The following is a 13,637-nucleotide window of genomic DNA, read 5'->3' on the forward strand; positions in this document are numbered from 1 at the left end:
CCAAAATCTTCAGCGCGCTATTTGAACCGCCGTATGCGGAACCGCACCTACGGTGGTGTTAGAGGGCTGAGGGAGTAATCCCTCAGCCTACTCGATCCTGGAAATTTACCAAGCTAAGTGAATTATTAATTAAATTTAGTTTGGCAGGGTGGTTTCATTAGCAAAGAGATCGGCAACATTTTCCCGCGCACGAATGACATAGGCATTCTTACCATCAACCATAATCTCTGCTGGCTTTGGTCTAGTGTTGTAGTTAGATGCCATTACAAAACCATATGCCCCTGCTGACAGAATGGCCAGTAGATCACCTTCTTCAACTGCTAGCATGCGATCTCTTCCAAGCCAGTCACCGGATTCACACACAGGGCCAACGATGTCATAAGTAGAGCTTGCAACTTGTTTGGTTTGGACTGGAACGATGCCGTGATAAGCCTCGTAGAGAGCTGGACGCATCAACTCTGTCATTGCTGCATCTACAATGCAAAAGTTTTTCTCGGCGCCAGGCTTGAGGTATTCGACTTGGGTCAGAAGCACGCCGGCATTACCTACTAGGGATCTGCCGGGTTCCAAGACTACATCAAGATGTGCAAAACCACGCTCTGCAACGCGATTCAGTAAGGTGTTGGTGAACTCGGTAATGTCTGGTGGGTTGTCATCGCCATATGAAATACCGAGGCCTCCACCTAAATCGAGATGATGAATTTCAATACCTTCTTTTTTCAGCTGAGCAACTAACTCGAGTACCTTATCAAGCGCATCAAGGTAGGGCGCAGTTGTAGTGATTTGTGAGCCAATATGGCAATCAATACCAACCACATCAATTTGTGAAAGCAATGCAGCTTCACGATATGTTTTTAGAACCTCGTGATAAGCAATGCCGAATTTATTTCCCTTTAATCCAGTTGAGATATAGGGATGTGTTTGTGCATCAACATCAGGATTCACACGCAAAGAAATTGGGGCGCGGCAATTGAGCTTTGTAGCTACACGATTAATTTGATGCAGCTCTGCAATCGATTCCACATTGATGCATTTAACGCCAGCCTCTAATGCCTGCGCAATTTCAGGGGCAGATTTGCCAACGCCTGCAAATACCAAACTCTTTGGATCTGCGCCAACTGCCAGGGCGCGAGCTAATTCACCGCCACTGACTAAATCAAAGCCAGAGCCTAATTTTTTAAAGCAATCGATTACCGCTAAGTTGCTATTTGCTTTCATCGCATAGTGAACGCGAGCACGTCTTTTGCCAGAAGAATCTACGCAAGCTTTGTCGTAAGATTGATAGGATTCGACCAAAGCTTTTTTGCTATAGACATACAAAGGTGTGCCAAATTCTTTTGCCAAATCTGCCAAAGGAATTTCTTCTGCATACCAATTGCCATTACGTTCTATAAATCCAGCTAGGTTGGGGAGTGGAATCGCTTTACTTGTCATTGCTTGGCCGATGATGGGTTAGTTGCAGCAGGGCTTTGGGGTGGATAGAGCTTGCCTTTGGGTTCGGGCTCAGAGGGAGGGCTAGGCGCCGGTGGCACATTTGGCAAATACAAGGGCCCTCTAACCCCACACCCAACAAGGGATATTAGAAGGCTAATACCAAGAGTTCTTTTAAGAATCGCTATCATGAATGTCTCTAAAACGAATGATTGAATATAGCATGCAGGACTCTAATATGAAGCTAGGCAATTTGACTGTGGAAACCATTGACGATAAGCAATTTCATCAGTTGGGCAGCAATTTATTGCAGTCGATAGAAGTGGCTCTAGAGGCTGCAGACGATGCACTGGATTTAGACCTCGATGTAGAGCGCCAGGGCGGGAACGTGATCAATATTCGGTTTAGGGATCGCAGCGTAATTGTGGTCAATACTCAAGCGCCTTTACATGAAATCTGGGTGGCAGCTAAATCTGGCGGTTATCACTATCGTTGGGCAGGAACTTTAGCTACGCCCCTATGGTTAGATACCAAAACAGGGCGCGAGCTTCTCGCTGATTTATCTGAATTTGCTAGCGCCCAAGGTGGGCAGGCAATCACTATTGGCCTACTTCAGAAATAAGCAAGCTAGTAAATTAAACGGCCCCAGTTGCTGTGAGGGTCTCGATGACCTGAGCATCAGGGACGCTCTTAATTTGAGCTTTGCCAATCTTTTCTAAAACGACGTAACGAATCTCGCCGCCTTCAGCCTTTTTATCTACCTGCATTAATTCCATATAACGCTGAGCGCCAAACTTAGGAGGCGCAATCGGCAGATTCATGGATTGAATAATTTGAGTTAAGCGATTGACCTCATCTTGATTGATGAAGTTCAGACGTCGTGAGAGGTCTGCGCCCATAACCATGCCGCAGCCAACAGCTTCACCATGCAACCACTCGCCGTAACCCATGCCAGCTTCGATCGCGTGACCAAAGGTATGTCCGAAATTGAGGGTGGCACGGATGCCGCCTTCTCTCTCGTCCGCCGAAACAACAGCTGACTTAATTTCGCAAGAACGTAACACTGCATGCGCCATTGCAGCGGTATCGCACGCTAATAATGCTTTTGCATTTACTTCAATCCAGTCCAAGAAATCAGCATCTGCAATGGCGCCATGCTTAACCACTTCAGCCAGGCCGGCAGAGAGTTCGCGTGCTGGCAATGTCTTCAATGTGTTTAGATCGGCAATCACCGCTGCCGGCTGATGGAATGCTCCGATCATATTTTTACCGAGTGGATGATTGATGCCTGTTTTGCCGCCGACAGAAGAGTCCACCTGAGCCAGCAAGGTTGTTGGCACTTGAATGAAGCGGATGCCGCGCATAAAGCTGGCAGCAGCAAAGCCAGTCATATCGCCAATCACGCCACCACCTAAAGCCACCAACATGGTTTGGCGATCAGCGCCAAATTTAAGGAGGTCATCAAAAATCAATTGAAGATTTTTCCAGTCCTTAAAAGACTCTCCATCAGGCAACACAATCGCTCTAACGGGCTTGCCGAGTTTCTCTAGAGTCTTGGTGAGACGCTCTGCATATAAAGGAGCAACGGTCGTATTGGTGACGATATAAATCGATGTCGCTTTTTTGCAGGCCTTAAATAATTCTGGCTGATCTATTAAATCTGTACCGATATGAATGGGGTAGCTACGATTGCCTAGATCAACTTCTAATGTTTTCATGGATAAATTTATGCTGAGAGTTCGAGTTGCATGATGAGGGTGTTGACTAGTTGATTAACGCTGGGCTTTCCAGTCTCAATTACATAGTCAGCGATTTCGCGATACAGAGGATCACGAATGGCATATAGGTTTTCTAAAATCTTTTTTGCATCACCATTTTTAAGGAGCGGTCTACCTTCACCACCTTTAGTGCGATGCCATAGCTCCATGGGATTGGCATGGAGATAAATGACTGTTCCTCTTTCGCTGAGGAGCTGGCGATTCTCGAGCAGTAGTACAGCGCCACCGCCGGTTGCCAGAATGACATCATGTTCAGCGGTAATGTCCTTGATAGCCTGAGCCTCGCGTTTGCGAAAGCCATCTTCACCTTCCATTTCAAAGATGACGGGAATCTTGACTCCACAGCGATCTTCAATCACATGGTCGGCATCTAAAAAGTGACGCCCCAATTTTTTAGCCAGCAATTTACCGACGGTCGACTTCCCGGCGCCCATAAGGCCAATCAGAAAGATATTGTTGGATGAAGAGTTCACCCTTTGATTTTATTAGTGTTTGTCCAGCACGGTGGGAGTTAAGAAGACTAATAGCTCAGTTTTATCTGCTAATTTGGATTTGTGTCGAAATAAATGCCCAATCAAGGGAATGTCACCGAGAAGTGGAACCTTGATTTCATCATCGCGTTCGGTGGTTTGAAAGATACCCCCAATGATGGCTGTGCCCCCATTTTCAACGGTTACCTCAGAGCTGAGGTTTTTGGTATCAATTGCATAGCCCTGTTCGGTTTTCATGCCAATAGTGTCTTTATTGATCCCCACCAACATCGAGATCTTCCCATCAGGATGAATCTTGGGTAAGACCTCTAGGCGTAAATTGGCTTTGCGGAACTGCAATTTACTCCCGCTTTGAGAGCTCACTTGATACGGGAGCTCAGTTCCCTGCTCAATTGTGGCTTTAACTTGATCGCCAGTCATGATTCGGGGGTTGGAGAGAATCTTGCCCTGGCCATCAGATTCAAGGGCTGAAAGCTCTATTTGCAATAGCCTGGCTGCATTCTTGGAAACTAGGGTTGCAGCCAGAGTAGCTGGGTTAAAGCCTGCTAGACCAGTCCCTGCGAGATCCAGATTGGCGCTGGCATTTTGGTCGGGGTGATTGCCAATCCCGTTGGCCTGATATCCCAACTTTATTCCTAGTTCGCGGGCAAAGCGCTGATCGGCCTCGACGATGCGAGCCTCAATAAGTATTTGTCGAGGGCTATTAATGTGATCTCCTCCAAAAGGTAGGGCGGCATCCTCCCGTCGAAACTTTTGGAAACTCTGAATTTCTGCATGAGGACCAATCCAGTAAATATCCCCGTTCCGGACAAGTCGTAACCCGCGGCTAGCAAGAATGGAATGGAGGGCAGTTTGCCAGGGGGTGTCTTTGAGATCGACCGAGATCTTGCCTTGAATAGATTCGCTGAGCAGGAAGTTGGTATCCCCCATTTTTGCCAAGACCTGCAAAAGTTCAGTCATTTCAATTTGGCTAAATTGCAGGCTAATGCGACTATCTTTGAGGGTGCTCGAAGGGCTTCCTTCAGGGGGATTTCCCAGGGCTGGGTTGAGCAAAAAAACTACTACTAAGGCGAGCAGGGCGACACGGGATTTTTCTAAGATCTTCAATAAAGTTACTCTGATTGGGTTGACTTAAAAGTGATGGATTTGCCTTTGGGGTGAGTCAAGATAGCCAACTCTTTTTCAGCTTGAGTCAGGCGCCATTCCCCCAAAGTTAGATCTTGTTTAACCACCATTCTGGTGGACTTCCCGGTGTGAAAAAAAGCTTGCTCCGCTGCCCCCATACGGGTGATGCCCAAATATCTCCAGCGACGAAGCTCTGCCTCATGTGGAATGGCTGCGGACTTACTTTGAGCTGCCTGTGTTGGCGGCTTTATCTCAATTGAGTGAATACTCACTTCTATTTCATCTATTGCTTCATATAGATCCACTCTCTCAGATGCCCATTCACTTTGAGATAACTCAAATTCTTTCTTGAGGGTCAGTAGCTGATTCTGCAGGCTACTTATTTCCCCTTCAGAGTCAGATTTATTGAGGTCAAAATAGAAAAAGAGGCCCCCACCGCAGATCAATAACAAGGCGCAAAAAATCCAAATTGAGCCGAAATTTATCCTGCTTATCTCAAAGGGCTTGGTCAAAGAAGAGGGCTTGGCGGTCTTTGTTTGAGTTGCGAAATCTTCCCTGGAGGGAGAGGAAGGTTTCCGAATTCCGTGGGGATCTGGAATGGCAGGGTCATCCCCCAGTTCACTCAAGATGTCATCAAAAGATTGGGGGGAAATGTGGCGTGGAGGCATGCCATATTGTTTGCCCCGGGGATAGTAAAAACCATCAGGGAAAGCGGAATTGAGCGTCAGAAAAATCCAACTCAAAATCTTTCAAACAAGGGTTTTGGAGCTTTCGGGAAAATTGCATAAGCACCCTATAATTTGAATCTATGGCCCCACCCCCAAAAGACAAGCCGCCCTTAAATCGTCGGTTTAACCGACAGCCTGATAGACGTCCCGGTCAGAATAGAGCGGAGCATGTCTCATCCAGAAAATCAGGAAGCAATCCCCTGATTAAGGCGCTGCTGATTATCAGCATGGTCTTTGCGGTGGTAATTACTTTGTTATTGGGATATGCCTTCTTAATAGCAAAGCCGAATTTGCCGAAGATCTCGGCCTTGGTTGATTACAACCCTAAAACACCATTACGCATCTATACGGCTGATAAGGTCCTGATCGGTGAGTTTGGGGAAGAGCGCCGTAAGGTGATTCCTTTGAATGAAATCCCCATGAGTATGCGTAATGCAGTCTTGGCTATTGAAGATGACCGCTTCTATTCCCATGGTGGAGTGGATTACGTCGGTATCTTGAGAGCCGCTCTTACCAACTTGCGCGGAAATCTATCTCAGGGAGCATCAACTATCACGATGCAGGTAGCCCGGAACTTCTTCCTGAGTAACGAGAAGACCTTTAGTCGCAAGATTTACGAGGTTCTCCTATCTTGGGAAATTGAGTCTCAATTAAGTAAAGACAAGATTCTTGAGATTTATATGAATCAGATCTTTTTGGGACAACGGGCTTATGGATTTTCTAGTGCAGCCCAAATCTATTTCGGTAAAGAATTAAAAGACATCACAATTGCGGAGTCAGCGATGTTGGCAGGCTTACCAAAAGCACCATCTGCATATAACCCGGTAAGCAACTTCCGTCGCGCCAAGATTCGCCAGGAATATATTTTGCAGCGGATGCGCGATTTGTCGTACATCACTCCCGAGCAGTATCAAATCGCCATGGCAGAAGAATTGCATATTCGTGGTCTTGGAAATGAATTTAGTATCCGCGCTGATTTTGCTTCGGAGATGGTGCGTCAATTACTGTTTACGCAATACGGTGAAGCAATTTATTCCCAGGGTATCGATGTGTACACTACGATCTTGAAGGTGGATCAAGATGCAGCATATAAGGCAGTACGTCGCGGTATTTTTGAATATGACTTGCGTCACGCTTATCGTGGCCCAGAAGGATTTATTGATTTGCCAGAAGATCACGTCAAGCGTCAGCGTGCGATTGATGAAGCCTTGTTGGCTTACCCCCAGTTAGATGACTTGCAGTCCGGTGTTGTACTTGATATCAAGTCAAAAGAAATGCAGGTGATGATTTCGACGGGGGATACGATCACACTGAAAGGTGAAGGCATGAAACTGGCTGCCGCCTCTTTAACGGATAGCACTCAACCCAAGAAACGCTTACGCCCTGGCGCCATCATTAGATTGCTTTCGGATGGTGGTGTTTGGAAGTTAGCGCAACTACCCCAAGTTGAGGCAGCCTTTGTTTCTATGAATGCGGAGACGGGCGCGATACTCTCCCTGGTAGGCGGTTTTGATTTCCGTCGCAATCAATTCAATCACGTCACTCAGGCTCAGCGCCAACCGGGATCTTCATTTAAGCCATTTATTTACGCCGCTGCCATCGAGAAAGGCTTTTCTCCGAGCACGATGGTGAACGATGCACCACTATCTATTGGCAGCATGGAAACGGGTAGCCAAGCTTGGGAGCCAAAGAATTATGATGGCAAGTATGAAGGCATGATGCGCTTGCGTACCGCTTTAGCTAAATCGAAGAACTTGGTATCCGTGCGATTGATTCGTGCCATCGGCCCATCTTACGCACAAGAATATATTCAGCGCTTTGGATTTGAGGCAGAAAAGCATCCACCTTATTTAACAATGGCTTTGGGCGCGGGTTCTGTAACGCCTTTGCAAATGGCATCTGCCTATAGCGCATTTGCTAACGGCGGATACCGCGTAGACCCATTCTTGATTAACAGGATGACAGATTCAAAAGGTACTGTTTTGTTTGAGGCTAAGCCTACCCATGCTCGAGAGGATGCGCCTCGCGTATTGGATGCAAGAACTGCTTTTGTAATGGATAGTATGTTGCAAGAGGTTACTAAGACTGGAACTGCAGGAAGTGCAAGAGCGAAATTGGGTCGTAGTGATATCGCTGGTAAAACGGGTACGACAAATGACTCACATGATGCTTGGTTCGCAGGCTATAACCCGAAGGTAGTGGCTATTGCCTGGATTGGATTTGATAAGCCGGCAAGTTTGGGTGATCGTGAAACTGGCGGTGGCCTTGCTTTGCCAATGTGGATTTCTTATATGAGCACCGCGCTGAAGGATGAGCCACAACAAGGTCGCGAAGTACCGGCTGGTGTAACTCAAGTTGATGGAGATTGGTTTATCCCTGAGTTTTCTAATAATGGTGGTGTGCGCGAACTTCAGTAGTTCGTTTTAGCAATGGCAAGGCAAGCGCGTACCATTATTCCCGGCCAAGCAATGCATGTCATGGTTCGCGGCAATAACCGAGAAGTGCTTTTTTTTAATGATGCGGATCGCCGTATCTATTTAGATTGGCTGCGAGAAGCTGCAAAGCAATTTGGGAGTGCAGTTCACGCGTTTGCTTTGATGCCTAATCATGTGCATCTATTGATGACCCCCCAAAATGCTGACTCGCTTGCAAAAACCATGCAATCTCTAGGCAGGCGTTATGCCCAGTACTTCAATCAACAGCACCACCGTTCGGGAACTATTTGGGAAGGGCGGTATCGCTCATCACTAATTGACCCAGATTATTTTTTGCGCTGTCAGCGCTATATCGAGCTCAATCCTGTGCGGGCCGGTTTTGAATCCAACCCCCAAGATTCCAGGTGGACCAGTTTTGCTTCCCATATTGGCGGACATGCGGAACCCTGGTTGGTTGATCATCAGCACTTTTGGAAATTGGGTAATACCCCTTTTGAGAGGCAAATGACTTGGGCCGGATTTGTGAAGGAGGGTGCCCCCCATTGGGAGGATCGACAAATTACTGAGGCATTGGTGAGATCTAAGCCTTGGGTGAGTGATATTTACGCTAAAAAGCTATTTAAGGATGATCCCGATCAGACCTTAATTCGATATCGTGGCCGGCCTAAGAAAATAATATCAATTAATTCAACAACTTAGATAGTATTCTAAGGATTGGGGAATTGAATGGTTTGCCGTAATCTAACGACTCTGTCCCTTTTAAAGCAATTCATTTTGGTGCTGACCCAATTTAAATGGGACAGACTAATTTTATTTCTATTGCATCAGCATGGGTATTCACCTATATTTGATCCTCCAAAAGTAATCAGGCCCCAAGGGGCACACGGAACTACCATGACTACAAAAATGAATACAGACCTTCGTCCAATCGCACAGGGTCTCTACGATCCACAAAATGAGCATGATGCTTGCGGCGTTGGATTCGTTGCCCACATCAAGGGCAAGAAGTCACATGAGATTGTTGCTCAAGGATTGAAAATTCTCGAGAACTTAGACCACCGGGGCGCAGTTGGTGCCGACCCATTGATGGGTGATGGTGCTGGAATTTTGATTCAGGTTCCCGATACTTTGTATCGCGAAGAAATGGCAAGGCAGGGTATCGAGTTGCCACCGTTTGGTGAGTACGGCGTCGGCATGATTTTCTTGCCTAAAGAGCATGCCTCCCGTTTGGCTTGCGAGCAAGAATTAGAGCGCACCGTCCGCTTGGAAGGTCAAGTTGTATTGGGTTGGAGAGATGTTCCGATTGACGTGAAGTTGCCGATGTCTCCAACTGTGCAAATGACAGAGCCATTTATCCGTCAAATTTTTATTGGACGTGGCCGCGACATCATGACAACCGATGCGCTTGAGCGTAAGTTGTATGTGATTCGCAAAACTGCAAGTCACGCAATTCAAGATTTACATTTAAAGCACGGTAAAGAATATTTTGTTGCATCCATGTCTGCTCGCACCATTGTTTACAAGGGTTTGTTGTTAGCCAACCAAGTGGGCGCGTACTACAAAGATTTGCAAGACCCACGCACTGTATCTGCATTAGCATTGGTGCATCAACGCTTCTCAACAAATACTTTCCCAGCGTGGGAATTGGCTCACCCATATCGCATGATTGCGCACAATGGTGAGATCAACACTGTTAAAGGTAACGTCAATTGGGTAAATGCACGTGAAGGTGCTATCAGCTCCCCGGTGCTTGGCGATGACCTTAAAAAATTATGGCCGCTCATTTATCCAGGTCAATCTGACACAGCTTGTTTTGATAACTGCTTAGAGTTATTGGTGATGTCAGGTTATCCATTGGCACAAGCCATGATGATGATGATTCCAGAGGCATGGGAACAACATTCATTGATGGATGAAAACCGCCGCGCATTCTATGAATACCATGCAGCAATGATGGAGCCATGGGATGGTCCTGCTGCTATGGCGTTTACAGACGGCCGCCAGATTGGCGCTACCCTTGACCGAAATGGTTTGCGTCCAGCGCGCTACTACGTGACTGATGATGACTTGGTCATCATGGGTTCTGAAGCAGGCGTATTGCCAATTCCAGAGAGCAAGATTGTTCAAAAATGGCGCTTGCAACCAGGCAAGATGTTCATGATTGATATGGAACAGGGCCGCATTATTGATGACGTTGAATTAAAAGATGCCGTCTCTAAAGCGAAGCCATATAAGAGCTGGATCGATGCGGTACGTGTGAAGCTTGATGAAGTTAATGCAAGCAAAGACGACTTGGTGGATGAAAAAACCACGATTCGTCCGGCAGCCAAATTATTAGATCGCCAGCAGGCTTTTGGTTACACCCAAGAAGATATCAGGTACCTCATGGCGCCAATGGCTATGAATGGAGAAGAGGCCATTGGATCGATGGGTAACGATAGCCCATTAGCCGTGCTCTCTAATAAGAATAAGCCGCTCTATAACTACTTTAAGCAATTGTTTGCACAGGTGACCAATCCTCCGATTGACTCCATCCGCGAAAACATGGTGATGTCTTTGGTGTCTTTCATTGGACCTAAGCCGAATTTGTTGGATACAAACAATATCAACCCACCAATGCGTTTGGAAGTCAGCCAGCCAATTCTAGATTTTGACGATATGACTAAGATTCGTCACATCGGTCATTACACCAACGGTAAGTTCCGTTCATATGAATTAGATATTTGCTACCCAGCATCTTGGGGTAGGGCGGGTATCGAAGCTCGCTTAGCGTCCTTATGCGCAGAAGCGGCTGATGCCGTTCGCTCTGGTTACAACATCTTGATCGTGAGCGATCGTCAGGTTGATGAGCAGCATGTGGCCATTCCTGCATTGCTAGCAACATCTGCAATTCATCAACACTTGGTTGAAAAAGGTTTGCGCACTAGCGTTGGCCTCGTTGTTGAAACCGGTAGCGCGCGTGAGACGCATCACTTTGCCCTCTTGGCTGGCTATGGCGCAGAAGCAGTTCATCCGTACTTAGCAATGGAAACTTTGGCTGAGATGGCTAAAGGTTTATCAGACGATCTGTCAGCCGAAAAAGCGGTCAAGAATTATGTGAAAGCGGTTGGTAAGGGATTGCAAAAAGTGATGTCCAAAATGGGTATCTCTACTTATATGTCTTATACCGGCTCACAGATTTTTGAAGCGATTGGTTTGAATAAAGACGTTATTGACCATTACTTCAAAGGCACTCCATCCAACGTAGGTGGTATTGGCGTATTTGAAGTGGCTGAAGAAGCATTACGCATGCATCAGTCTGCTTTTGGTAATGATCCAGTTCTCACTAATATGCTCGAGGCGGGTGGTGAGTATGCATTCCGTATCCGAGGTGAGGACCATATGTGGACCCCAGATACGATTGCGAAGTTACAGCACTCCACTCGCATTGGTATCGAGAAGGGTTATCAAACCTATAAAGAGTACGCCAACATCATCAACGACCAAACTAAGCGTCAGATGACATTGCGCGGCTTGTTTGAGTTCAAGATTGATCCAGCTAAAGCAATTCCTTTGGATGAAGTCGAATCCCCAAAAGAAATCGTTAAGCGTTTTGCTACTGGCGCGATGTCTTTAGGTTCGATCTCTACTGAAGCGCATGCTACTTTGGCAATTGCCATGAACCGTATTGGCGGTAAGTCCAATACTGGTGAAGGTGGTGAAGATCCAAATCGTTATGTGAATGAGCTTAAAGGCATTCCTATTAAGAAGGGTGAAACCCTAGCCAGCATTTTGGGTGATGATGTTGTTGAAGCAAATATTCCTTTGCTCGATGGCGATTCATTGCGCTCCAAAATTAAGCAGGTTGCTTCTGGACGTTTCGGCGTTACTACTGAATACCTTCGCTCTGCTGATCAGATTCAGATCAAGATGGCTCAAGGCGCTAAGCCAGGTGAGGGCGGTCAGTTGCCAGGTGGTAAAGTTTCCGATTACATCGGTAAGCTGCGCTTCTCTGTGCCAGGCGTTGGCTTGATTTCTCCTCCTCCGCACCACGATATTTACTCCATTGAAGATATTGCCCAGTTGATTCACGATCTGAAGAACGTGAACCCAGCTGCTGACGTATCTGTGAAGTTGGTTTCTGAAGTCGGTGTTGGCACGATTGCAGCCGGTGTTGCCAAAGCGAAAGCAGATCACGTTGTGATCGCTGGCCATGATGGCGGTACAGGGGCATCACCACTGTCCTCTATTAAGCATGCTGGCTCCCCATGGGAATTAGGCTTAGCTGAAACTCAACAAACCTTAGTGCTCAATGGTTTGCGTAGCCGTATTCGTGTGCAAGCCGACGGTCAAATGAAAACTGGTCGTGACGTCGTGATCGGTGCTTTATTGGGCGCAGACGAGTTTGGTTTTGCAACTGCTCCATTGGTTGTTGAGGGTTGCATCATGATGCGTAAGTGTCATTTGAATACCTGCCCAGTTGGCGTTGCTACACAAGATCCAGAGTTGCGTAAAAAGTTCTCCGGTAAGCCAGAGCACGTTGTGAACTTTTTCTTCTTTATTGCGGAAGAAGTACGCGAGATCATGGCTCAACTCGGTATTCGTAAGTTTGATGATTTGATCGGTCGCGTTGACTTCTTGGATACCCGTAAAGGTATTGAGAACTGGAAAGTGCATGGCTTGGATTTCAGCAAGATTTTTGCTGAACCTAATGTCGCTAAAGATGTTCCGCGCTACCAGATACTGACTCAAGAGCATGGCTTAGGTAGTGCGCTCGATAACATTCTGATTGAGAAGAGTGAGCCAGCATTACAACGTGGCGAGAAAGTCTCTTTCATTGTTCCAGTGAAGAACGTAAACCGTACTGTTGGCGCGATGCTCTCCGGAGAAATCGCTCAACGTTATGGCCACGCCGGCTTGCCTGATGACACCATTCATATTCAATTGAATGGCACTGCTGGTCAAAGTTTTGCTGCCTTCTTGGCACGCGGCATTACCTTGGACTTGGTTGGTGACGGTAATGACTACGTTGGTAAAGGCTTATCCGGTGGACGTGTGATTGTGCGTGCCCCACATGAGTTCCGTGGCGACACAGCAAAGAACATCATTGTTGGCAATACTGTGCTCTATGGCGCAATCGGCGGCGAAGCATTCTTCAACGGCGTGGCTGGCGAGCGTTTTGCAGTGCGTAACTCTGGCGCAACAACTGTAGTTGAAGGCACTGGCGATCATGGTTGTGAATACATGACAGGCGGCACTGTAGTGGTGTTGGGCGCAACTGGCCGTAACTTTGCAGCAGGTATGAGCGGCGGAATTGCCTATGTCTATGACGAAGATGGCCTCTTTGAGAAGCGTTGCAATACCAGTATGGCAACTTTGGAAAAAGTATTGCTTTCCGCTGAACAGATTGCCAAGATGCCTCAATCGCAGTGGCATGCCCCTGTTGATGTTAAGGATGGTGGCGAGCGTATGACTGATGAGCAAATTCTAAAGGGCTTGATCGAGCGTCATTTCCGCCACACCGGTTCAGAGCGTGCAAAAGCACTCTTGGCCGATTGGGAAAATGCCCGCGGTCGTTTTATGAAAGTGCTGCCTACTGAGTACAAACGTGCTCTTGGTGAGTTGTGGGAAAAAGCACAAAACAAAACTGTTGCAGCTTAATCAATATAG

At 46.9% G+C, this 13,637-nt stretch carries 10 protein-coding genes; 4 read left to right on the forward strand and 6 right to left on the reverse strand.

What is annotated here, in order from left to right; genetic code table 11:
• Nucleotides 1-135: 135 nt before the first annotated feature.
• A complete protein-coding gene (gene lysA, locus ACIQZ3_RS07325) occupies nt 136-1,434 on the reverse strand; it encodes a diaminopimelate decarboxylase (protein ID WP_397391768.1) in 1,299 nt (432 codons plus the stop codon).
• A complete protein-coding gene (locus tag ACIQZ3_RS07330) occupies nt 1,431-1,622 on the reverse strand; it encodes a lipoprotein (protein WP_215302355.1) in 192 nt (63 codons plus the stop codon). The genes lysA and ACIQZ3_RS07330 overlap by 4 nt, the downstream gene beginning before the upstream one ends.
• A 47-nt stretch (nt 1,623-1,669) precedes the next feature.
• Here ACIQZ3_RS07330 and cyaY point away from each other — a divergent pair, with 47 nt between their 5' ends.
• Entirely contained in the window at nt 1,670-2,053 is a 384-nt protein-coding gene (cyaY, locus tag ACIQZ3_RS07335) for an iron donor protein CyaY (RefSeq protein WP_397391770.1), read from the forward strand.
• Nucleotides 2,054-2,066: 13 nt separating this feature from the next.
• On the opposite strand, the gene aroB is transcribed toward cyaY, so the two are convergent.
• The 4 genes from aroB to ACIQZ3_RS07355 are packed head-to-tail and all read right to left on the reverse strand — an operon-like array spanning nt 2,067 to nt 5,097.
• Nucleotides 2,067-3,149: a 3-dehydroquinate synthase gene (gene aroB, locus ACIQZ3_RS07340; RefSeq protein ID WP_397391772.1), complete on the reverse strand. Its 1,083-nt coding sequence runs from the start codon at nt 3,147-3,149 to the stop codon at nt 2,067-2,069.
• A gap of 8 nt (nt 3,150-3,157) precedes the next feature.
• Nucleotides 3,158-3,682: a shikimate kinase gene (locus ACIQZ3_RS07345; RefSeq protein WP_397391774.1), complete on the reverse strand. Its 525-nt coding sequence runs from the start codon at nt 3,680-3,682 to the stop codon at nt 3,158-3,160.
• Between the two features lie 12 nt (nt 3,683-3,694).
• Entirely contained in the window at nt 3,695-4,807 is a 1,113-nt protein-coding gene (locus ACIQZ3_RS07350) for a secretin and TonB N-terminal domain-containing protein (RefSeq protein ID WP_397391777.1), read from the reverse strand.
• A gap of 5 nt (nt 4,808-4,812) precedes the next feature.
• Nucleotides 4,813-5,097 carry a hypothetical protein gene (locus tag ACIQZ3_RS07355; RefSeq protein ID WP_397391779.1) on the reverse strand — a complete coding sequence of 95 codons (285 nt, stop codon included), beginning with the start codon at nt 5,095-5,097 and terminating at the stop codon, nt 4,813-4,815.
• Nucleotides 5,098-5,633: 536 nt separating this feature from the next.
• On the opposite strand from ACIQZ3_RS07355, the gene ACIQZ3_RS07360 reads away from it, so the two are divergent.
• From ACIQZ3_RS07360 to ACIQZ3_RS07370, 3 genes are all read left to right on the forward strand, one after another.
• Nucleotides 5,634-7,970 carry a penicillin-binding protein 1A gene (locus ACIQZ3_RS07360; RefSeq protein WP_397391781.1) on the forward strand — a complete coding sequence of 779 codons (2,337 nt, stop codon included), beginning with the start codon at nt 5,634-5,636 and terminating at the stop codon, nt 7,968-7,970.
• 12 nt (nt 7,971-7,982) lie between these two features.
• Nucleotides 7,983-8,687 carry a transposase gene (locus ACIQZ3_RS07365; protein ID WP_397391783.1) on the forward strand — a complete coding sequence of 235 codons (705 nt, stop codon included), beginning with the start codon at nt 7,983-7,985 and terminating at the stop codon, nt 8,685-8,687.
• Nucleotides 8,688-8,882: 195 nt separating this feature from the next.
• Nucleotides 8,883-13,628: a glutamate synthase-related protein gene (locus ACIQZ3_RS07370; protein ID WP_397391785.1), complete on the forward strand. Its 4,746-nt coding sequence runs from the start codon at nt 8,883-8,885 to the stop codon at nt 13,626-13,628.
• The last annotated feature ends 9 nt before the right edge of the window (nt 13,629-13,637 follow it).

Origin of the sequence: Polynucleobacter sp. (assembly GCF_044342855.1) — a bacterium.
Classification (GTDB): Bacteria; Pseudomonadota; Gammaproteobacteria; order Burkholderiales; family Burkholderiaceae; genus Polynucleobacter.